Raw genomic sequence first — 18,588 nt, forward strand, 5'->3', positions numbered from 1 at the left:
CGCTCCTCCGCCAGCACCGCCAGCTCCACCAACTCCCGCGGACCGAACTGCTCCGCCGACGCCTTGTACCCGAGCTTGAGTGCCACCGTTCCTCCAATTCCGCAGGTGGCGATTCGCGCCCAGCACACACGCCAACCTTGCACGCTTTCGCGCATCAATTGCCTGCAATCATGCAAACCGCGCGTTCGACTGTCAATATGTGAGCGTTAGGACGGCTACTATCGGGTGCACGTCGCCCCCGAAGCAGCCGGACACCGCCCGAGGAGGAACCCGCTTTGTCTGCGAGCACACGACGACACGAGATACTCGAGCGACTCGCGACGGACGGTTACGTCGAGGCGAAGACCCTCTCGCGCGACCTCGGCGTGGACGCGTCGACGATTCGCCGCGACCTCGATGCGCTGGCACGAATGGGCAAAGCGGAACGGACCCACGGCGGCGCCCGTCCGGTCGAGGGCGCACTCTCCGAAATCCCCTACGCGGTAAAGGAAAACACCCGCAGGGCCGAGAAGGCCGCGATCGCACACGAAGCGGCGGGCCTCGTCCGCGACGGCGACAGCGTGATCCTCGACAGTGGCTCGACCACCTATCAGATCGCCACCGCCCTGCGGCAGCGGTCCGGCCTGACGATCCTCACCAACGACCTGCGCATCGGCAAGTACGTCGCCACCTTCCCCGATGTCCGACTGCTGGTGGCCGGTGGCGAGCTGCTGGGGTCCGTGTTCACCCTCGTCGGCGAACGCACCGTCGAGTTCCTGTCCGACTACTCGGTCGACTGGACGTTCCTCGGAGCGGACGCCATCGACCCCGGCGCCGGGATCACGAACACCAACACCCTCGAGATCCCGGTCAAGCGCGCCATGATCGCCGCGGCCGCACGCACGGCGGTGGTCGCGGACAGCTCCAAGTTCGGGCAACGCGCCCTCGCCCGGGTGGCGACCCTCGCCGAGGTCGACACGATCGTCACCGACGCCGGGCTGACCTCCGAGCAGATCGACGGGTACGGCGAGGGTCTGCGGCTCGTCGAGGCGGACACCGCCGCGACGTGAGCGCCGCCCTGATCGACAATGCAGGTCACCGGAAGAAGGAGTGACCATGGTGACCGCAGGCTTGACCCTCGCCGCGCTGGCGGCCGCCCTGCACGTCTACATCTTCGTGCTCGAATCCCTGCTGTGGACGGCGCCGCGCACCCGCGCGACGTTCGGCACCTCCGCCGACGAGGCACTCGCCACGAAGGAACTCGCGTTCAACCAGGGGTTCTACAACCTCTTCCTGGCGATCGTCACCACCGTCGGAGTCATCACGGTCGCGATCGGCTCGACCGCGGTCGGAGCCGCGCTGGTCTTCGCGGGAGCGGGCTCGATGCTGGCCGCGGCACTGGTCCTGCTGGTCTCGTCGCCGGACAAGGCCCGCGCGGCGGTGACCCAGGGCACCCTGCCGCTGCTCGCCGTCGCCCTCCTCGCGCTCGGACTCGCGCTCTGACGAACCTGCCGACGGTCGCGCCGTGATGTGGCACGACCGCGGCCAGGCGCGGGACTACGCGGGGAACCGGACGTGCGCCTGCGTCTTCCCCAGCACGGTCTGCCCACCACAGGTGACAGTGATGTCGAGCCGCGCGGTCCGCGTCTCGTCGTCGAGGCGCGCCACCTTCGCGGTGACGGTCAGGTCGGCGCCGGTGATCGGGTCGACGACGACCGGCCGCGTGAACCGGGTCTCATAGGAGGTCACGGCGGTGGGGTCGCCGACCCAGTCGACCACGACCTGCAGCGCCAGGCCGGCGGTGAGCATCCCGTGGGCGAGCACACCGGGCAGCCCGACACTCTCCGCGACGGCATCGTTGTAGTGGATCGGGTTCGTGTCCCCCGACGCACCGGAGTACCGGACCAGGTCCTCCCGGGTGACGGTGAGGTCCGACTTGGCGACGACCGCACCGAGCTCGAGGGCGGCGAAGGGGGTGGTGCTGGTGGTCATGCGTCATCTCCTCGGACGAGCAGGCTGGAGGTGATGGTCGCGACCGATCCGCCGGCGGCGTCGCGAATCTCGAAGACGGTGGTGAGGATCGCGTTGCCGGCGCGCTCGGTGACGTCCGTGATCGTCAGCGTGGTCGCCAGGTCGTCGCCGGCCACGATCGGGCGATGCGGCTCGATCCTCTCCGATCCGTGCACGACGCGGCTGGGCTCCAGGCCGGTGTCCGGGGACTCCACCAGCTGCAGGATCGCCCGGCCCGCCATCACCGTGGTGAACGTGGGCGGCGCGATGACGTCGTCGAAGCCGGCCGCGCGGGCCGCCTCGACGTCGTGGTGCAACGGGTTGGTGGACCGCACGGCGCGGGCGAACTCCCGGATCTTCTCGCGGCCGACCAGGTAATTCGTCGGCGGGAAGACCCGGCCGGCAAGGGTCGGGATCGGTGATGGCATCGCCCGAGCCTATCGGGGCGCGACGTTTTACTGGGCGGTACCGGTCGAGATTTGTGACCGGAACTACGAGGTCACCGTCTCCGTGCACACCGTGAACTCCCGCTCCGGGTGGGTGAAACCGCCCTCGGAGCACCGTTCGACGTCGGTGACGCCCTCGACGATCTCGGTCACCCGCTCGACCGACGACGCGGTCGGGTCCGTGCATTCGACCCGGAACGGTTCCTCGTCCCCGTCCGGCACGCTCATGCAGCCGCCGACCACCCAGTCGATGTCCAGGCAGAGTGCGCCCTGCTCGATCGACCCGAAGGTCTCGTAGTAGACCTGATCGGCGTCCGACGGGCACTGCGCGTTCTTCGACGCCTTGCCGATGACCTTGTAGTTCGAGTCCGCGCTTCCGCAGGTCGCCTTATCGATCTCGGCCGCGTCCACGGTTCCGCCGAGCTGCACGCAGTCGCCGACCTCGGCCCGGAAGTCCGTCCGGCCGCCGCCGTCGCCGACGTCCTGGCCCACGATCGTCGGCGCCGGCGCCGAGATCGTCGTGTCCTGCGCCTCGGCGGTGCCCTCGACGGTCTCCGCCGAACAGGCCACGGACGCGGCCACGAGGAACGCTCCGGCGACCACCCCGGCCACGCGTGCCGCCGCTCCCCAACCATTCACCGCGCAACCTCCGTCATCGTCGAGTCCGTCACCGGTCCGGCGATGCGCCGGATCGGCTCCGATCCTCACCGATCGGCTCGGCGCACCGCTCGGCACCCACCCCGTCTCACCGACCGCGGGGTCTGCTATCGGCGGCACCGGGGGCCGGCGGCGGTCAGGCGAGCGGCCCGTCCTCCCGCGGTCCCTCGTACTGCTCCAGGAACTTCTCGACCAGCGCGAAGGATTCCTCGTGTCCGCCGGCCATGCCGAGGTGGGACTCCATGACGAGCACCCGGGAGAGGCTGGTGATCAGCACCGACACCACCTCCGGGGTGTAGTCGGGGTCCACGCCGTACCGGGGCAGGATCTCGGCGAGTGCCTCGGCCTGCGCGGCGCGGAATCGCTCGGAGTAGTCCGCGATCGCCTGCCGGATCTTCGGGCGGTGGTTGGCCATCGCGATGAACTCCATCGTGACCACCACGGCGTTCGGGTCCGTGCTGAATTCCCACAGCGCCCGCAACGGCTGCGGCGACTTCATCAGCCGAGCCTGGTACTCGAGTCCCATGTCGGAACGACGCTGGAACATCTCGAGCAGCAACTCGTCCATGGTGCGGAAGTAGTAGTACACGAGCTGAGGTTTGAGACCGGCCTTCTGCGCGACCCGACGCGAGGTGACCGCCGCGTATCCCTCCTCGAGAAGGAGTTCCTCCGCCGCATCCAGCAGCACGCCACGGTTCTTCGCATCCGGCGCACCGATCCTGCGCGTCGACACGCTATTGCCACCTCCGCGTACACATCTCGCGTCGCCTTGGCCCCCTTACGAGAATGCAGCAGATACTAGCGTGCACGCACCCACTGCCCTCGCGTCCGTCCCCGGTCACGGCAGGTCCACCTTCGACGCCAGCCACCGGCCGTCCACCAGCTCCATCGTCATCACCACCCGGCTGCGGTCCATCCGCGGCTCGGGGGTGACCGTGTTCGTGACGGCCTGGTCGACGAACAGCAGCACCTCCACCTTGGTCTCGGTCGCGGACTTGATGCCGTCCTCGATCACGGTCCCCTTGGCGGTGGCGTGGTTGTCCATCAGCAGTTGTTTGAGCTGTTCACTCGACTTGGCGTACATCTCCTTGAATTCGCCGGTCGCGCCGTCCAGCACATCGGCGAAGTTCTGGTCGAGCCCGTCGGCGTTCACGCTCGTCAACGTCACCGCGTAGTTTCGCGCGGTCGCCCGCGCCTGATCGGCGGCCGACTCGATGTCGTTGGCCTCCTTCAGCTTCCAGCCGAGAACGGCCGCGCACGCCAGCGCGGCAACGGTCACGAGAACCAGCGCCGCGACACCCAACCGGCGAAACCGCCGCCCTCCGCTCGACCCGACGCCGGGCGGGGGCGGCGCCTGGTCGCTCGCGCCCTGGTCCGGAGAGTCGTTCTCGGCCTTGGACGTTTCGTCGGCCGAGCCCTCGAGTTCGCGACCTTCGGTCTCGATTCGGGTGTCCGTGCTCATGTCACTCTCCTGTTCGTCATCCATCGGTCAGCCACCCTGGCCGGGAAGTACGGGGCCCGCGTAGGGCAGCGGGATGGAGTACGGGCCGGTCGGGGTCGGCGTGGCCGTCTGCTCACGATCGCCCTGCGGGCTCGGACTGGAGAACGGATCGTTCGCCGGCCGTGGCGCGTTACGGGCGCCGCGGATCAGCACCGACGGGTCCGGGTCCGGGCAGTCCACGTTCAGCAGCGGTTCCGGGAAGTCGGCCTGCCACGGAGGCAGCCGCGACACGTTGTAGTCGCACGAGTTGCGGGGATGGATGTTCACGGCCGCCCAGATGCCGCCCTCGTGGAACACCTTCGAGATCGCGTCCAGCGTGGACCCGGTGCGGTACTGCGGGAAGAAGAACTCCTGCAACGCCGGCACCCGGAGGTAGGCAAGCTGGGAGACGGTGGTCAGGTTGCCGAGCAACTGCACCATCGTCGGCGAGTTGTCCGCGATCATCGCGTCGACGGACGCCAGTGTGGCGGGCGCCCGATCGAGCAGGGCGCGCAGCCCCGCGTCCTTCGCCTCGACCCCCGCGAGCACCTGCTTCAGGCTGCTCGCCGTGGACTGCAACCCGCTGCCGTCACCCAGCGAGCCCAGCGCCACCCGGCTGGTGTTCATCAGGCTGACCGTCTGGGGCAGAACGGAATCCAGCGTCGACACCAGGAAGGTGCCGCCGTCGACGATCGCGGCGAGCTTCCGGGGCCCGTCGGGGCCGACGCCCAGTTCGTCGATGACGGCGTGCAGTTGATCCGGGTCGATCTGGGCCAGCATGCCGTCCAGGTTGCCCATCAGGGAGGACAGCGGAACCGGGGTCACGGTGTCTGCCGCGGCCACCTCCGAGCCGTCCTCCAGGTACGGTGCCCCGTCGTCGGTGGGCCGGAAGTCCAGGTACTGCTCGCCGGCGAGCGACAGCCCTGCCACCCGCACCTCGCCCCCGGTGGGGATCCGGGTGGACGAGTCGATGGCGGCGAGCGCGACGACACCGTCGTCGGTCAGCTCCATCGCCTCCACCTTCCCGACCGGGACACCACGCAGGGTGACGTTCTGGTCGGGCAGCAGGCCGCCGGTGTCGGCCAGGTGCACCCGCACGGTGATCGTCGAATCCGTCGGCCGGACCCCGAAGACGCCGACCGTCATGTAGGCCGAGCCCAGCAGGAGGATGGCCACCAGCCCGAGTGCGGACGCGCCGAGGCGGTGTGCCGAGACGTAGCGCACGGCCGAGACCAGCCAGCCCGCCGGCCGTTCCAGCAGGCCGGTCACCGTCCCGGTCCGATCCACTTGTCCCGCAACCGTTGCAGCGTGTACGTAAGGGTGCCGACGGCAGCGGCGGCGTCACCGCTCTCCGGGATCCTGCTGCCCGGATCGGCCGCGTGGTTCGGATCGGCGATCGCGCCGAGGGCGAGGTCCTGCAGGTCCGCGTTCACGTGCGCGGACGTCGAGTTGGTGATCTTGATGATCGGGGCGAGCATCTCGTTGACCGCGTCGAGGTCCGCGTTCGGATCGTTCGCGGCACGGGCCAGCTCCGCCGCGATGCGGTTGAGGTCCGCGACCATGCCACCCGGCGCGGTCCCCGCGATGGACGGATACCGTTCGAGCTGCCGGGCGACCCGGTCCAGCCGGCCCAGCAGGGCCAGCGCCTGCTCGGTGTTGGCGGACACCGCACCGGTCGCCGGCGCCGCTGCCGCCATCAGATCGGCGATCGCGGTCTGCTGGCCGGCGAGCGTCCGCGCCAGCTCCGCGGACTCCTCGAGGACGCCGCGGATCTCGTCGTTGCGGGACGCAAGGTTGTTCACCAGACCGGTGGACCGGTCGATCAACCCGGACAGCCCCTCGCCGCGATCACCGACAGCGGCGCCGAGACCGTTGACGACCTTCGTCGCATCCCGCAGGACGCCACCGTTGACCAGCAGCGCCGCAGTGGTGAGCACCTCCTCGACCGTGGCGGCGGCTGACGTCGACTCGAGCGGGATGCCGTCACCGTCACCGAGCATCGCGGTGCCCGGCGGTGGGTTCTCGGGGATGTGCACGGCAACGAAGATGTCCCCGAGCGGCGTCGCGGAGCGCAGTTCGGCGGTGCTGCCGACGGGCAGCTGCACCCCGTCCATGATCCGCATCCGCACCACGGCCGTGTAGTTGTCGACGGACATCGACTCGACCTCGCCGACGTCGACGCCGGACAGCTTGACCTTCGCCGCCGCGGGCAGGTTCAAGGCGTTGGCGAAGGTTGCTGTCAGGGTGTACGAGTCGCCGCCGACACCGGGTGCGGGTAGCGGCAGGTCCTCGAGCCCGACGCCGCAACCGGAGACGAACACCGACGCCGCGACACAGATCCCGGCCAGTGCGGTCCGCCGGCCGTTCACCGGGTACCCCCCGCCAGTCCCTCCAGCATCCCGGAGATGCCGTAGTCGGGACCGAAGTCCGCGAGAGTTCCGGTACTGCAACCCAACTGCTTCATGCCGAGCAGGTTGCACACCTCCTTCGTCAGCTGGCTGTCGAAGAACACCTTCTCCAGCTGGGCGTGCACCCGGGCGCTGCCGGTCTGCTGGTCCATCGAGTTGTAGGCGTTGTCGAGCAGCAGCGGGGCCAGGTCCAGGAACTCGGCCAGCTGCCGCTGGTAGTCGACCAGCGCACCGGTGACGGTGGTCGCGCCGGACGCCGTGCCCTGCAACGCTTCCCGGTTGGCGTCCAGGATGCTGGTGGCCTGATCGAGGATCGCGTTGAGTTTCGCGCCGGTGTCCCCGGAGCCGACCTCCGACTTCGCGAGCACCTCGGCGAGCTGGTTCATCGTGGAACCGAACTCGGTGATCTGCCGCTGGTTGTCGGCCGCCACCCCGCTCAGCGTCGCCAGGTTGTCCACGACGGTGGTGATCGCGTTGCGGGTCTGGTCACCGCCGTCGTCGCCGAGCCGCAGGGCCTGCGACAGGCTGGTCAGCGCGGACTTCATCGCGTCCCCGTTCCCGACGGTGATCGCCGCACTCACGTCCAGCAGGTTCGACACCGGCCCGTGCCCCTGCCCGTCTCCCTGCAGTTCCTGCGCCATCGTGTCCGCCATCGACAGCAACCGGTCGAACTCGACCGGGGTGCGGGTGTGGTCGGGGCCGATCACCGCGCCGTCGGCGAGGATCGCGCCCCCGGTGTACGGCGGGGTCAGTTCCACGTGCCGGTCGGTCAGCACCGAGGTGGACACCGTGACCGCGGATACGTCCGCCGGGACGGCGACGTCACGGTCGAGGCTCATGGTCACGTCGACCTTGGTGCCCTGCGGCTCGATCCGGATCACCGAGCCGACCTCGATGCCCAGCACCGAGACGGCGTTGCCCACGTACAGTCCGGCGCCGCTGTCGAATTCGGCGGTCACCTCGATGGTGTCGTCCGACGTGACGGCGCTGCCGACCAGGCATGACGCCAGGACCGCGAGCACGCCGAGCGCGGCGATCCCGAGCAGTGGCTTGGTCACCTTCATCGGCAGTCTTCCAGGTAGGGCGGCAGGTTTATCTCGTTCGCCCGGCCGCTGATCGCACACATCCAGCTGTCGATGAGCGGTCCGGCGGGGGCGGTGAAGTCGACCTCGTTGGCGGTGCCGGTGGCGTTGGTGAAATTGCGCAGCGGCACCGGCAGGATCTCCAGGATGTTGCGCAGCAACGCGTCGTTGTCGGTGAGCGTCTGGAGCAGGCCCTGCAGGTCGGCGACCAGGGCGTCGATCTCCTGCTGCCGGCCGACCACGGTGCTGTCGAGCCGGTCGATGAGTGTGGTGGTCGCCGACAGCAGACGTTCCAGGGTGGCCTGCCGCAGCACCACGTCCTGCACCAGGCCGGTGCCGTCGGTGACGAGCTGTCCGAGCTGTCCCTGCTGGGCGCGGACCGCATCGGTCAGGTCGGCGGTGTTGCGCAGCAGCGACCCGATCTGGTCCCGGCGGTCGGCCAGGATCGACGACAGGTTCCCGATGTTGGTGAGCACCTGTGGCACCAGCGCGGGAGTTCCGGCCAGCTGGTCGGACAGGGTGTTCATGGCCTGCCCGATCTTCGCGGCGTCGACCTGCTCGAAGGTGGTGGTGGCGTCGCCGAGGACCTGCTGCAGATCGTACGGAACGTCCGTGTGGTCCAAGGGGATCCGGCGGTCCGTGAGTTCACCGTCGCCGGCCGGACGCAACTCCAGGTATCGGGACCCCAGCAGGGTGGTGAGCTTGATCGACGCCCGCGTCGACGATCCGAGCGGGACGTCGCGGTCGACGCGGAAGCCGACCACCACGTGGTCGCCCGCGAGTTCGGTGCTGTCGACCGAGCCCACCTGGACACCGGCGACGCTGACCGAGTCGCCGGGCGCGATGCCGGCGGCCTGCGCGAAGTCCGCCCGGTACGTGACCTCCCCGGCGCCCGAGCGCGACACGCCGAGCACCACCGCCAGCGACACGACGATCGCCGCGACGGTGACGATGCCGACGGTCAGCGGCCGGTGTTCCTCGACCGGACGGCGCAGCGTGCGCAGCGCATTCTTCACATCGATTCGCGACATCGGGTCACCTACAGACCGGGGACTGGGTGATCCGGCCGCCGGGGGTGGCATTGGCGACGACGGTCGGGATCACGTTGCTGAGCGCGGGTACCAGGGTGACGTTGAAGTTGCACAGGTAGGTGTTGAGGTAGCTGCCCTCCTGGCTCACCCGGGCCAGGCCCTTGAGCAGCGGCGGAAGGTTGAATCCGAAGAAGCCGAACGAGTCCTTGTTCTCGAGGAAGTGATCGACGAAACCCGGTTCGCGCGAAAGAATCTGGTCGATCTCGGGTTGCGCCTGTTCGGCGAGGCCGGCGGCCTGGTCCGCGACGGTGGCGACCCGGCCCAGCTGGTCGGACAACTCGTCCCGGCGCGCCGAGAGCGAGCTCAGGATGGCGTGTGACTGCGAGATGACGGTGTCGAGGTCGCCGCGCTGGGCGGCCAGGGAGCCGACGACCCCGTCCAGGTTGACGATCAGGTCGCCGAGGACCTGATCGGGCCCGGCGAGCGACTCGGCGAGGCTGGAGGTCTGTGCGACCAGCGTGGCCACCGACCCGGTGTCCCCCTGCAGTGCGCTGATCACGGCGCTGGTGATGTTGTCGACCTGGGCCGGGTCGAGGACGCTGAACAGAGGCTCGAATCCGTTGAGCAGTCCTGAGATGTCGAACGACGGCTCGGTGTGCTCGACCGGGATCTCGCTGCCGTCCTCGAGCACCTGTGGATCGCCGAAGTTGCCCAGCGACAGGCCGAGGTACCGCTGCCCGATCACGTTCTGGTAGGTGACGGACGCCTTGGTGTTCCCGAAAAGCAGCTGGTCGTCCTCGACGCGGAACACGACCCGGGCGAGCGTGCCGTCGAGGGTCACGCCGTCGACCCGGCCCACCCGCACCCCGGCCATCCGGACGTCGTCGCCCTCGTGCAACCCGGACACATCGGTGAACATCGCCGTGTAGGACCGCGTCGCACCCTGCACGGAGCGCTGCAGCGTGACCACCACTGTCGAGGTGAGCAGCGCCGACACCAGCAGGAACAGGGTCAGGCCGATCAGCGGCCTCCGGATGCTCACGGCCCCTCCTCCGGTGTCACGTGCACGACCGCCCCACGGGCGAGCGGACCGAGGAGGAACTCACCGGCGCTCGTCAGGTCACCACCGAGGATGCGCGAGAGCATGTCCTTCTCCTCGGGGCTGCCCACCGGCCCGACGTTGCCGCCGACCGGTCCGGTGGTGTCCACCGCGTTCGGCACCACCGGTTGGACCTGGTTCTCGGGGATCACCGGTTGGGCGACGGTGTCCGGAGCGGTGGTGCAACTCGGTCCTGCGAGGTCGCCGTAGCGGGGGCAGTCGGCGCGGGTGTAGAGGCGATGCGGGGTGAGCTGAAACATGAACTTGCCGGTGGCATTCTGCTGTCCGCGCGGCCAGAACTCCTGGAACCACTTGGCGGAGATGGCGTTCATGCGGGTGACGATCGGAGTGAACGAGGGTGAGCCGTCGGCGAGCACCGAGAGCACCGGCGCCATCTGCGTGGTGATACCGATGATCCGGTCGGTGTTGTTCTCCAGCGCGTCCCCGACCGTGCCCAGGGTGCCGGAGCCGGCACTGAGCAGAGAGGTGAGCGCGGCCTCCTTCTCGGTGAGGGTGCGCAGCGGGACCACCGCGTGGTGCAGTGCGTCGAGCAGGTCGGGGGCGGAGTCACGCAGGCCGCGGACGGCGGTGCCGAGCGCGTCGAGGGTGGACGGCGCACCGGTCGGGGTGACCACGGCGCCGATCTCGCGGGTGATCCGGTCGAGTTGCCTTCCGGCCTCGACGATGTCGTCGCCGCGCCGGTCGGTGGCCGCGGCCACCGCGGCGAGGAGGCCTACGGTGCGTTCGCTGCCGACCCGCCCGGTGGCGGCGACGATCTCGCGCAGCTTGGTCAGCGCGGACTGCAGTTGCACCGTTTCCAGGCTCTCGTCCTGGGGAATCTCGGCGCCGGCCTGCAGAGCCGGTGCGGGCCCGTTGTCGACCAACTGGATCGAGGCGACGGCGAAGACGTTGCTCGGCACCACGCGGGCGGTCACCGTTCCCGGAATCCCCTCGGCGTGGCCCGGTTCGAGGGCGACCTGCACCCGGTTCGGGGCGCCGCCGGTACCCGGCGTCACGCCGGTGACCTCGCCGACCAGCAGACCGCGGAACTTCACGTCGGAGTGCGCGGGCAGCCCGTCACCGACGTCGGCGAGCAGCGCCGTGGCCGGAATCGCCTGGGTGAAACCGCCGTTCATCTTGACCACGGCGCCTGCCACCACGATCCCGACGACGAGCAGCGCGAGCGCGCCGCGCAGCAGCAGGCTGGTCTCCGACGGCCCTCGGCCGTCGATCTCGAAGCGGTTCGGCACCGGTCAGCCTCCCAGCCGCGCGCTCGAACCGATGCCCCACAGGATGATGGTGAGCAGCAGGTTGATCACAACCATCGTGGAGATGCTCGCCCGCATGGCCCGCCCGGCGGCGACACCGACGCCCTGCGGACCCCCCGCCGCGTAGTAGCCGTAGTAGCACTGGATTGTGCTCGTGATGAGCACGAAGACAACGGCTTTCACGAGCGAGTAGACGACGTCGGTCCCACTGAGCACCATCCGGAAGTAGTGGTCGTAGGTACCGGAGGACATGCCGCGCGACATCCCGATGACCAGTCGCACCGCCACGTAGTTCGCGGCCAGGCACACGAGGTAGAGCGGAATCACCGCGACCACGGACGCCGCCAGCCGGGTGGTGACCAGGTACGGGATCGACCGGATGCCCAACGCCTCCATCGCGTCGATCTCCTCGGAGATCCGCATGGCACCGAGCTGGGCGGTGAACCGGCACCCGGCCTGCGCGGCGAACGCGAGCGAGGCCATGATCGGTGCGAGTTCCCGGGTGATCGCGGTCGCCGAGATCATGCCCGTGGCCGGCTCCAGCCCGAGCAGGTGCAGCGCGTTGTACCCCTCGATGCCGACGATCGCGCCGGCGGCCGCACCGAGGACGATGATCACTCCCGCGGTGCCGCCGCCCACCACCAGGGACCCGTTGCCCCAGGTGACGTCGGACAGGATCCGCAGGAACTCCTTCCGATAGTGCCTGAGCGTCAACGGAATCGACGCCAGCGCACGCACCAGGAAGGTAACCATGTGGCCGAGCCGGACCGCCGTCCCGGTCGGCGCCGCGACGGCCCGACCGAGCGCGCGGCCACCGGGAACCGCGAAGTACCGCGACGCCATCTAGAACCCGACCCGGGGGAAGAGGATGACGTACAGCTCGGTGAGCCCGACATTGACGAGCATGAGCAGCAGGATCGACGCGACCACGGTGGCGTTGACGGAGTTCGCGACACCGGCGGATCCGCCGCGGGTGTCGAGTCCCTTGTGGCAGGCCACGATTGCCACGATCGCACCGTAGACGACGGCCTTGATCATGGTCAGCACGAAGTCGCCGATGGTAGCGAAGGAGGCGAAGGTGGCCACGAAGCTGCCCGGGGTTCCGTTCTGCACGAACGTGTTGAACAGGTAGCCGGTCAGGAAGCCCACGAAGCAGACCAGCCCGGTCAGGGCGACCCCGACGAGGATCGCCGCCGCCAGCCGCGGCACGACGAGGCGGCGCACCACCGAGATGCCCATCACCTCGAGGGCGTCGATCTCGTCGCGGATCTTGCGTGAGCCCAGGTCCGCGCAGACGGCCGATCCCGCGGCGGACGCCATCAGCAGGGCCGCGACCATCGGCGCGCCCTGCCGGATGACGGCGAGTCCGCTGGCTGCGCCCGCCAGCGAGGTCGCGCCGACCTGGCCGGCGAGCAGCCCGAACTGGATCGACATGGTGACGCCGATCGGGACCGCGACGAACAGGGTCGGCATCGCCGTCGCGGAGACCATGAACGCCGCCTGGCGGACGAATTCGCGGAAGGGGAACTTCCACGTGACGATGTCGAGGATCAGGTACTGGATGGCGCGAATTCCCAGCACCGCCTGCCCGCCGACGGTCTCGAGCGACGCCACCGGATGCCGTTGGAGGTAGCTGCGCATCCACTGGGTGATCTCGCGGACCGACGACCGTCGTGCCGGTTCGTCGCCGAACGGCGCGGCCGAGACGCCGTCGCCCCGTCCGTCCGCACGAACACCCACGTGTGTCATCGAGCCTTCACCACCATCCCGCGAGCCCCGGGCGTCGACCCGGGAGCATTCGATCGTGATCGGTCCTGCTCACTGTTGATCCCCTGTAATGCTGATCAGGTGCTCAGCATGTGGGGAGAATGTCTATCACGCACGTCCGAGTGTGGTCAAGGACACATCGATCGGACCCGCGCGAAGACCGGACAGAGCCGACCAGGTCGGGCACGAGCCAACTGCACCAACGGATCTCACAAAGATCGCAGGACGCGAACCGACACGAGCGGCCGAATGGCCGTGGTGGTTCGGCGAGGGGCCGCGTCAGTCCCGCGACCCGAACCGGCGCAGCAACGCGGCCGTGGTGGCGAGCAGCGTGATGACGGTGCCGTATCCGTAGGCGGTCGCGGCGAGGCCGAGATGCGGCACGAGGAGACCGGCGACGACGGCCGGGACGCCGAATGCCACGTAGCTGATGACGAAGATCGCGGCAAACACCTCGGCGCGGTCGCCGGGCCGGGTCAAGGGCGTGATGGAGCGCAGCACCCCGAAGAAGGCGGTGCCGAATCCGGTCCCGGCGATCATGACCGCGAGGTAGTAGCCGGGCAGCGAGTCGACGGCGAGGGCGGCGAGGGTCGACGCGGTACCGACGGCGAGGGCGGTGGTCCCGTACAGGGTGATGGCGCGGGGCGTGCGGTTGCGGATCAGGAAGGCGGCGAGCGCACCGCTGCCGGCGAGCAGCGTCACCACCAGCCCCTGAGCCAGATGTGAGGACCCGCCGAGTTCGGTGGCGACGATCGCGGGGCCGAGGGAGAGATACAGCCCACCGGTGGCCCAGCCGGCGAAGACCGCGGGGGCGCTGCGCGCGAACACCGCCCGCACGTCACCCGGCAACGCCACCCGCGGCCGCAGCGACGACCACAGTCCCTCGTGACGCGGCGCCGTCTCGGGGACGGTCCACACACCGACGGCCAGGAGCAGGTAGAGCCCGGTCAGGGTGCCGAACACACCCGCCAGCGCACCGTCCTCGGCACGGTCGAGGACGACACCCGACACCAGCGCGCCGACCGCCAGGCCCATCATCGGTGTGATCGCGTTCCACGCCGCCGCCGACCCGGGTCGGTCCCGCGGTTCGAGGTCCACCACGGCCGCCGACAGCGCGGAAAGCAGCACACCGCTGGCGACGCCCTGCAGGATCCGGGCCGCGACGAACCCGGGGGCGCTGTCCGCGTGCCAGAACAGCACGACGCTGACGGCCAGGAGCACGAAGCCGACCGAGATCACCGGTCGCCTGCCCAGATGGTCGGAGACCGACCCGACGACGAGCAGGGTGGCGAGCAGCGCGATCGCGTACACGGCGAACACGGCGGTGGTCATGACGGGGGTGAATCCGAGCTCGGCCTGGATCACCGGATAGAACGGGGACGGCGCGCTCGCGCCGGCCATCATCGCGGTGGCCGCGGCGAGCACCAGCCGAAATCCCCGATGTCCCCGAGCCCCGAGGTCCGGCGTCGAGGGCGGTACGACGGGAGTGGTCACATCGACCGCATAGTTCGACTTGTTTGGAACCATTAGCGAAGGTTACATTTGCACCGGGAATGGTTCAACTATTATCGAACCATGACCGAGGTTTCGAAGCTGCCACACCCGGACCGCGAGGACATCGAACTCACGGGCGTCCTGTTCGCGCTCAGCGACGACGCGCGGCTGGCCCTGGTGCGGCAGTTGTCGGCCGGCCCGCAGGACATGGTGGACTGCTGCACGGCGCTCGGCGAGGACCTGCCCAAGTCCACAAAGTCGCACCAGGTGAAGGTGCTGAGGGAGGCGGGCGTGATCAACAGCGAGCTGCGTGGACGCAACCGCCGGTTGACGCTGCGCCGCGCCGACCTCGACGCCCGGTTCCCCGGACTGCTCGACGCGGTGCTCACCGAGCACCACGAGGGCTGACCCGGGTCCCGTCCCCGACCGCGCGCGAACGTCGCACGGCCACAGCGCAACACGAGTGGGAGAATCAATGACCGACCTGCGCGAGGAGACCACCGACGTCAACCCGGCGAGCACCCTGCTCGACGGCGCCGACGTCACCCCGTTGCTCGAACCCGCCTCGATCGTTCCGGGTCTCGAACTCTCGAACCGGTTCGTGATGGCCCCGATGACCCGGAAGTTCTCGCCCGGCAACACCCCCGGCGACGACGTCGCGGAGTACTACGCGAAGCGCGCCGCCTCCCTCGGACTGATCGTCACCGAAGGCACCTACGTCGACGAGTACTCGGCCGGCGCCAGCAACCGCGTCCCGGTGTTCTACGGCGAGGAACCGCTCGCCGGCTGGCGTCGCGTCGTCGACGCGGTGCACGCCGAGGGCGGCCGGATCTTCCCGCAGCTGTGGCACCTCGGCGGCACCCGCATCGCAGGCGCAGGCCCGAACACCGACGCCCCGATCGTCAGCCCCTCCGGCCTCGGCCTCGACGGCGGGCAGGTCGGCGACCCGGCAACCGCCACCACCATCGACGGCATCATCGACGCGTTCGTCCGCGCCGCCGCCGACGCGCAGGCTGTCGGCTTCGACGGGATCGAACTGCACGGCGCCCACGGCTACCTGCTCGACCAGTTCACCTGGGAGCACACCAACCGGCGCACCGACTCCTACGGCGGCTCCGTCGCGAACCGGATGCGGATCAGCGCCGAGATCGTCGCTGCGATCCGGGACCGCGTCGGCGCCGACTACCCGATCTCCTACCGCTTCTCCCAGTGGAAGGGTGGCCATTACGACGCCCGGATCGCCGAGAGCCCGAACGAGCTCGAACAGCACCTGACCCCGCTCGTCGACGCGGGCGTGTCGCTGCTGCACGTGTCGACGCGCCGCTACTGGCTGCCCGAGTTCGACGGCTCCGACCGCACCCTGGCCGGCTGGACCAAGCACCTGTCCGGGCTTCCGGTGATCGCGCTCGGCTCCGTCGGGGTGTCCGCACCGTTCCTCGGCCAGGCCACCGAGGGCCAGGCCAGCCTGTCACTGGCGCCGCTGATGGAGCTGTTCGCGCGCGGCGAGTTCGACCTGGTCGGCCTCGGCCGCGCCGTCCTCGCCGACCCGCACTGGGTGCGCAAGGTCGCCGCGGGCGAACTCGACTCGATCCAGCCGTACCACAAGGATCTCGAGTCGGTCCTCGTCTGATCCGGCGATGCTCCTGCCGCGGAAGATTCTGCGCGGCAGGAGCATTGCGGTGTACCCTCGACCGCATGACCGTCACGACTTGCCGAAAGAATGTCCCGGCCGCCTGCTGACCCGCGAGAGCACAGGCTCTCCGTCCCCGAGATCACCCGGGCCGTCACCGAACGAATCCCCGAGCAACTGGCCGCGTTCCGCGAGGTACTCGATGCCGCCGTCCACGAGCGTGGATGGCCCACCAGCGCGCACCGCCGATGGCCTCGGGACTCGTACGAGCCCGATGGAGCGGCGATCGACACGCCCGGCGGCCGCATCCGGATCGGCTACAGCTTTCAGGATGCCGACGATCTCGGTTCGTTTGCGCCCGGTACCGATCCCCAGGCATTCCGCATTCACGTCCACGGCTACCCGGGTCGACACCCCGACCTGAGGTCTTCCGGAAGCGAACGAATACCACTGTCGCGGAACGAGAGCGAGGGATGGGTACGAGCCGCGCTGCCTGCCGACTGGAGCGACCACGCCTACGAACTCATCCAGGTCGGCCGGCCTCGTCGATCGGGCGTGCCCTACCCCCAGTCGATCTACCTGGTCCTCGTCGACGGCGGTGGCACGCCGATTCTCGCGCCGGACAACATGTCCTGGAATCGGTTGTGGCAAGGACGGTTCGAACCACGCAAGCTCGAACCCAACCCCGTGAACACCGATCTCGTCGAGTACCTCGCCCGCTTCGGGCCCTTCGTCGACACCGCGACGATCCGCGACCCGCGCACCGACCCGGACGGCGGCTGGAGGGTCGAGATCTCCGGCGACGATCCGGCCGGCCTCGCCCCGGTCGCCCGGGACACCTTCGACCGTGCCTGCCGGTCGCTGCGCATCCGCGGCGCGGTCACGAGAGGTTTCCGCCCCCTCCGCATCGTCCTCGACAGCACCGTCGTACACGTACATTTCCACTGGAAGCTGAACCCGAACATTTTCGCGATGAACTTCCGGCTGCCGCAGACCGAGACGGACTTCCGCGGTCCACCGATCGACAGCCCGGGCGGCGTGGTCTCCACCCTTCTCATGGACTGGATGGAGGAGCTCGACACCGGGCTGGTCGTGCGCGGCACCCGCACCCGACGGGACGGCGTCCTGCACATCGGACCTCCGTCGCGGCGCCGGTCCAAGCGCAGCGCCTACGGGATCGGCACCGTGCCACTGCACGAGCGATCCGGAGCGTGGCTGGCGACAGAGGGCCTCCACATCGACCCGGCACTGTCCGCGAAGGACGGCGGGACGCTCGCGGCGTGGATCCAGGCGTACGAGAACAACGCCGACGGCCGTCCGTTCGTCGGGCATGCCGCAGCCGTCTGGATCGCGGACGGCATCGCGCGGATCGACCTGCTCGAGGTGGTGCCGGGCACACCCGACGAGGCGCTCGAGCGGCTGGCGTTCGCCCTGACGCACAGACTCGCCGACGCCGGCGCCACCCGCATCGACGCGGTGGCCGACCATCCGGCGCTGACGGCTCTCGGATATCGACCGGGGCCGTCGGGTGGTGCGACTCTCGACGTCAGCACGATGCCGTGAGCGGCAATGGAGCCCGCGTGCACACACGCTTTCGGGCGTGCACACACGTAATGCACCGTCATCAGGTGTGTGCACGCGGGAAAGTCTGTGTGGACCGACACAGCGGACGACAACCGGCCTCACCGCCTAGTCTCGGATCCATGGCCCGCCGACCCATGTTCGACCCAGGCCCGGGCGAACGGAACACGCACCTGACCTACCCGGAGGTCGGTGCCACCGCGACGGAGCTGCCCGCGGGCTACCACCACGTCCGCCGGTCGCGGACGATCGGCCGCGGCGAGGCGGCGTTTAGTGCGGCGGCCGACGCCGTGCTCGGCTGGGACATGCACCGCCGCGCGGGTGTCGACGTCACCGCGACCACCCTGCGCGCCGAGGTCGGCTCCCGGGTGACGCTGCGGGTCGGCGTGGGTCCGCTGCACCTCGACGCCACCTGCGAGGTGGTGTACGTCGTCGACGAACCGCGGCGGCGGGGCTTCGCCTACGGCACCCTGGCCGGACACCCCGAGCGCGGGGAGGAGCTGTTCTCCGTGGAGTGGCGCGGCGACGACACCGTGGTGCTGAACGTCGTGGCGTTCTCCCGCCCGGCGACGTGGTGGTCGCGGGCCGGTGCGCCGATCGCCCGGCTCGTGCAGCGTCGCATCACCGACCGGTATTTGCGGGCACTGTGACGCGCG

General features: G+C 69.5%; 20 protein-coding genes. 6 read left to right on the forward strand and 14 right to left on the reverse strand.

What is annotated here, in order from left to right; genetic code table 11:
* The first annotated feature begins 275 nt into the window (after positions 1 to 275).
* The gene (locus tag ACWDU4_RS21805; RefSeq protein WP_450116011.1) at positions 276 to 1,049 is read left to right on the forward strand and encodes a DeoR/GlpR family DNA-binding transcription regulator; all 774 of its coding nucleotides are present in this window, start codon (positions 276 to 278) and stop codon (positions 1,047 to 1,049) included.
* Between the two features lie 46 nt (positions 1,050 to 1,095).
* Positions 1,096 to 1,482, forward strand: coding sequence for a DUF1304 domain-containing protein (locus ACWDU4_RS21810; protein ID WP_450116012.1), 387 nt, complete (start codon positions 1,096 to 1,098; stop codon positions 1,480 to 1,482).
* A 54-nt stretch (positions 1,483 to 1,536) separates the two neighbouring features.
* Here the strand turns inward: ACWDU4_RS21810 and ACWDU4_RS21815 are convergent, their stop codons facing one another.
* The 14 genes from ACWDU4_RS21815 to ACWDU4_RS21880 all read right to left on the reverse strand — a co-directional run bounded on the left by ACWDU4_RS21815 (position 1,537) and on the right by ACWDU4_RS21880 (position 14,754).
* Entirely contained in the window at positions 1,537 to 1,971 is a 435-nt protein-coding gene (locus ACWDU4_RS21815) for a MaoC/PaaZ C-terminal domain-containing protein (protein ID WP_450116013.1), read from the reverse strand.
* On the reverse strand, positions 1,968 to 2,417 hold the full coding sequence (locus ACWDU4_RS21820) for an FAS1-like dehydratase domain-containing protein (protein WP_450116014.1): 450 nt from the start codon (positions 2,415 to 2,417) through the stop codon (positions 1,968 to 1,970). Before ACWDU4_RS21820 ends, ACWDU4_RS21815 begins: the two co-directional genes overlap by 4 nt.
* A 63-nt stretch (positions 2,418 to 2,480) precedes the next feature.
* Positions 2,481 to 3,074, reverse strand: coding sequence for an LppU family putative lipoprotein (lppU, locus tag ACWDU4_RS21825; protein ID WP_450116015.1), 594 nt, complete (start codon positions 3,072 to 3,074; stop codon positions 2,481 to 2,483).
* Between the two features lie 154 nt (positions 3,075 to 3,228).
* Positions 3,229 to 3,825 carry a TetR/AcrR family transcriptional regulator gene (locus ACWDU4_RS21830; RefSeq protein ID WP_450116016.1) on the reverse strand — a complete coding sequence of 199 codons (597 nt, stop codon included), beginning with the start codon at positions 3,823 to 3,825 and terminating at the stop codon, positions 3,229 to 3,231.
* 105 nt (positions 3,826 to 3,930) lie between these two features.
* Positions 3,931 to 4,554, reverse strand: a complete 624-nt coding sequence (locus ACWDU4_RS21835; RefSeq protein WP_450116017.1) for a hypothetical protein — start codon at positions 4,552 to 4,554, stop codon at positions 3,931 to 3,933.
* 27 nt (positions 4,555 to 4,581) lie between these two features.
* The gene (locus tag ACWDU4_RS21840) at positions 4,582 to 5,859 is read right to left on the reverse strand and encodes an MlaD family protein (RefSeq protein ID WP_450116018.1); all 1,278 of its coding nucleotides are present in this window, start codon (positions 5,857 to 5,859) and stop codon (positions 4,582 to 4,584) included.
* Positions 5,838 to 6,941, reverse strand: a complete 1,104-nt coding sequence (locus ACWDU4_RS21845) for an MlaD family protein (protein WP_450116019.1) — start codon at positions 6,939 to 6,941, stop codon at positions 5,838 to 5,840. The genes ACWDU4_RS21840 and ACWDU4_RS21845 overlap by 22 nt, the downstream gene beginning before the upstream one ends.
* Positions 6,938 to 8,044, reverse strand: coding sequence for an MCE family protein (locus ACWDU4_RS21850; protein ID WP_450116020.1), 1,107 nt, complete (start codon positions 8,042 to 8,044; stop codon positions 6,938 to 6,940). The genes ACWDU4_RS21845 and ACWDU4_RS21850 overlap by 4 nt, the downstream gene beginning before the upstream one ends.
* Positions 8,041 to 9,093 carry an MCE family protein gene (locus tag ACWDU4_RS21855; RefSeq protein ID WP_450116021.1) on the reverse strand — a complete coding sequence of 351 codons (1,053 nt, stop codon included), beginning with the start codon at positions 9,091 to 9,093 and terminating at the stop codon, positions 8,041 to 8,043. The genes ACWDU4_RS21850 and ACWDU4_RS21855 overlap by 4 nt, the downstream gene beginning before the upstream one ends.
* Before the next feature lie 4 nt (positions 9,094 to 9,097).
* Complete coding sequence (locus tag ACWDU4_RS21860) at positions 9,098 to 10,135, reverse strand: MlaD family protein (RefSeq protein ID WP_450116022.1); 1,038 nt, start codon at positions 10,133 to 10,135, stop codon at positions 9,098 to 9,100.
* Positions 10,132 to 11,442, reverse strand: coding sequence for an MlaD family protein (locus ACWDU4_RS21865; protein WP_450116023.1), 1,311 nt, complete (start codon positions 11,440 to 11,442; stop codon positions 10,132 to 10,134). The genes ACWDU4_RS21860 and ACWDU4_RS21865 overlap by 4 nt, the downstream gene beginning before the upstream one ends.
* A 3-nt stretch (positions 11,443 to 11,445) precedes the next feature.
* Complete coding sequence (locus ACWDU4_RS21870; protein WP_450116024.1) at positions 11,446 to 12,303, reverse strand: ABC transporter permease; 858 nt, start codon at positions 12,301 to 12,303, stop codon at positions 11,446 to 11,448.
* Complete coding sequence (locus ACWDU4_RS21875; RefSeq protein ID WP_450116070.1) at positions 12,304 to 13,101, reverse strand: MlaE family ABC transporter permease; 798 nt, start codon at positions 13,099 to 13,101, stop codon at positions 12,304 to 12,306.
* 405 nt (positions 13,102 to 13,506) lie between these two features.
* On the reverse strand, positions 13,507 to 14,754 hold the full coding sequence (locus ACWDU4_RS21880) for an MFS transporter (protein WP_450116025.1): 1,248 nt from the start codon (positions 14,752 to 14,754) through the stop codon (positions 13,507 to 13,509).
* A 48-nt stretch (positions 14,755 to 14,802) separates the two neighbouring features.
* Between ACWDU4_RS21880 and ACWDU4_RS21885 the strand changes: the two genes are divergently transcribed.
* From ACWDU4_RS21885 to ACWDU4_RS21900, 4 genes are all read left to right on the forward strand, one after another.
* Entirely contained in the window at positions 14,803 to 15,129 is a 327-nt protein-coding gene (locus ACWDU4_RS21885) for an ArsR/SmtB family transcription factor (RefSeq protein ID WP_450116026.1), read from the forward strand.
* A 67-nt stretch (positions 15,130 to 15,196) separates the two neighbouring features.
* The gene (locus ACWDU4_RS21890; RefSeq protein WP_450116027.1) at positions 15,197 to 16,351 is read left to right on the forward strand and encodes an NADH:flavin oxidoreductase; all 1,155 of its coding nucleotides are present in this window, start codon (positions 15,197 to 15,199) and stop codon (positions 16,349 to 16,351) included.
* A gap of 90 nt (positions 16,352 to 16,441) precedes the next feature.
* The gene (locus ACWDU4_RS21895) at positions 16,442 to 17,914 is read left to right on the forward strand and encodes a hypothetical protein (RefSeq protein ID WP_450116028.1); all 1,473 of its coding nucleotides are present in this window, start codon (positions 16,442 to 16,444) and stop codon (positions 17,912 to 17,914) included.
* A 140-nt stretch (positions 17,915 to 18,054) separates the two neighbouring features.
* On the forward strand, positions 18,055 to 18,582 hold the full coding sequence (locus ACWDU4_RS21900; protein WP_450116029.1) for a DUF1990 family protein: 528 nt from the start codon (positions 18,055 to 18,057) through the stop codon (positions 18,580 to 18,582).
* Positions 18,583 to 18,588 lie beyond the last annotated feature (6 nt).

The organism is Rhodococcus sp. NPDC003348 (genome assembly GCF_053589375.1).

Excerpts from the sequence above, each read along its gene's own strand:
- ACWDU4_RS21850 (WP_450116020.1), bottom strand. The coding sequence starts at position 8,044 with ATGAAGGTGACCAAGCCACTGCTCGGGATCGCCGCGCTCGGCGTGCTC.
- ACWDU4_RS21900 (WP_450116029.1), top strand. The coding sequence starts at position 18,055 with ATGGCCCGCCGACCCATGTTCGACCCAGGCCCGGGCGAACGGAACACG.
- ACWDU4_RS21870 (WP_450116024.1), bottom strand. The coding sequence starts at position 12,303 with ATGGCGTCGCGGTACTTCGCGGTTCCCGGTGGCCGCGCGCTCGGTCGG.
- ACWDU4_RS21875 (WP_450116070.1), bottom strand. The coding sequence starts at position 13,101 with ATGCGCAGCTACCTCCAACGGCATCCGGTGGCGTCGCTCGAGACCGTC.
- ACWDU4_RS21810 (WP_450116012.1), top strand. The coding sequence starts at position 1,096 with ATGGTGACCGCAGGCTTGACCCTCGCCGCGCTGGCGGCCGCCCTGCAC.
- ACWDU4_RS21895 (WP_450116028.1), top strand. The coding sequence starts at position 16,442 with ATGTCCCGGCCGCCTGCTGACCCGCGAGAGCACAGGCTCTCCGTCCCC.
- ACWDU4_RS21820 (WP_450116014.1), bottom strand. The coding sequence starts at position 2,417 with ATGCCATCACCGATCCCGACCCTTGCCGGCCGGGTCTTCCCGCCGACG.
- ACWDU4_RS21890 (WP_450116027.1), top strand. The coding sequence starts at position 15,197 with ATGACCGACCTGCGCGAGGAGACCACCGACGTCAACCCGGCGAGCACC.
- ACWDU4_RS21885 (WP_450116026.1), top strand. The coding sequence starts at position 14,803 with ATGACCGAGGTTTCGAAGCTGCCACACCCGGACCGCGAGGACATCGAA.
- ACWDU4_RS21815 (WP_450116013.1), bottom strand. The coding sequence starts at position 1,971 with ATGACCACCAGCACCACCCCCTTCGCCGCCCTCGAGCTCGGTGCGGTC.
- ACWDU4_RS21835 (WP_450116017.1), bottom strand. The coding sequence starts at position 4,554 with ATGAGCACGGACACCCGAATCGAGACCGAAGGTCGCGAACTCGAGGGC.
- ACWDU4_RS21855 (WP_450116021.1), bottom strand. The coding sequence starts at position 9,093 with ATGTCGCGAATCGATGTGAAGAATGCGCTGCGCACGCTGCGCCGTCCG.
- ACWDU4_RS21880 (WP_450116025.1), bottom strand. The coding sequence starts at position 14,754 with ATGGTTCCAAACAAGTCGAACTATGCGGTCGATGTGACCACTCCCGTC.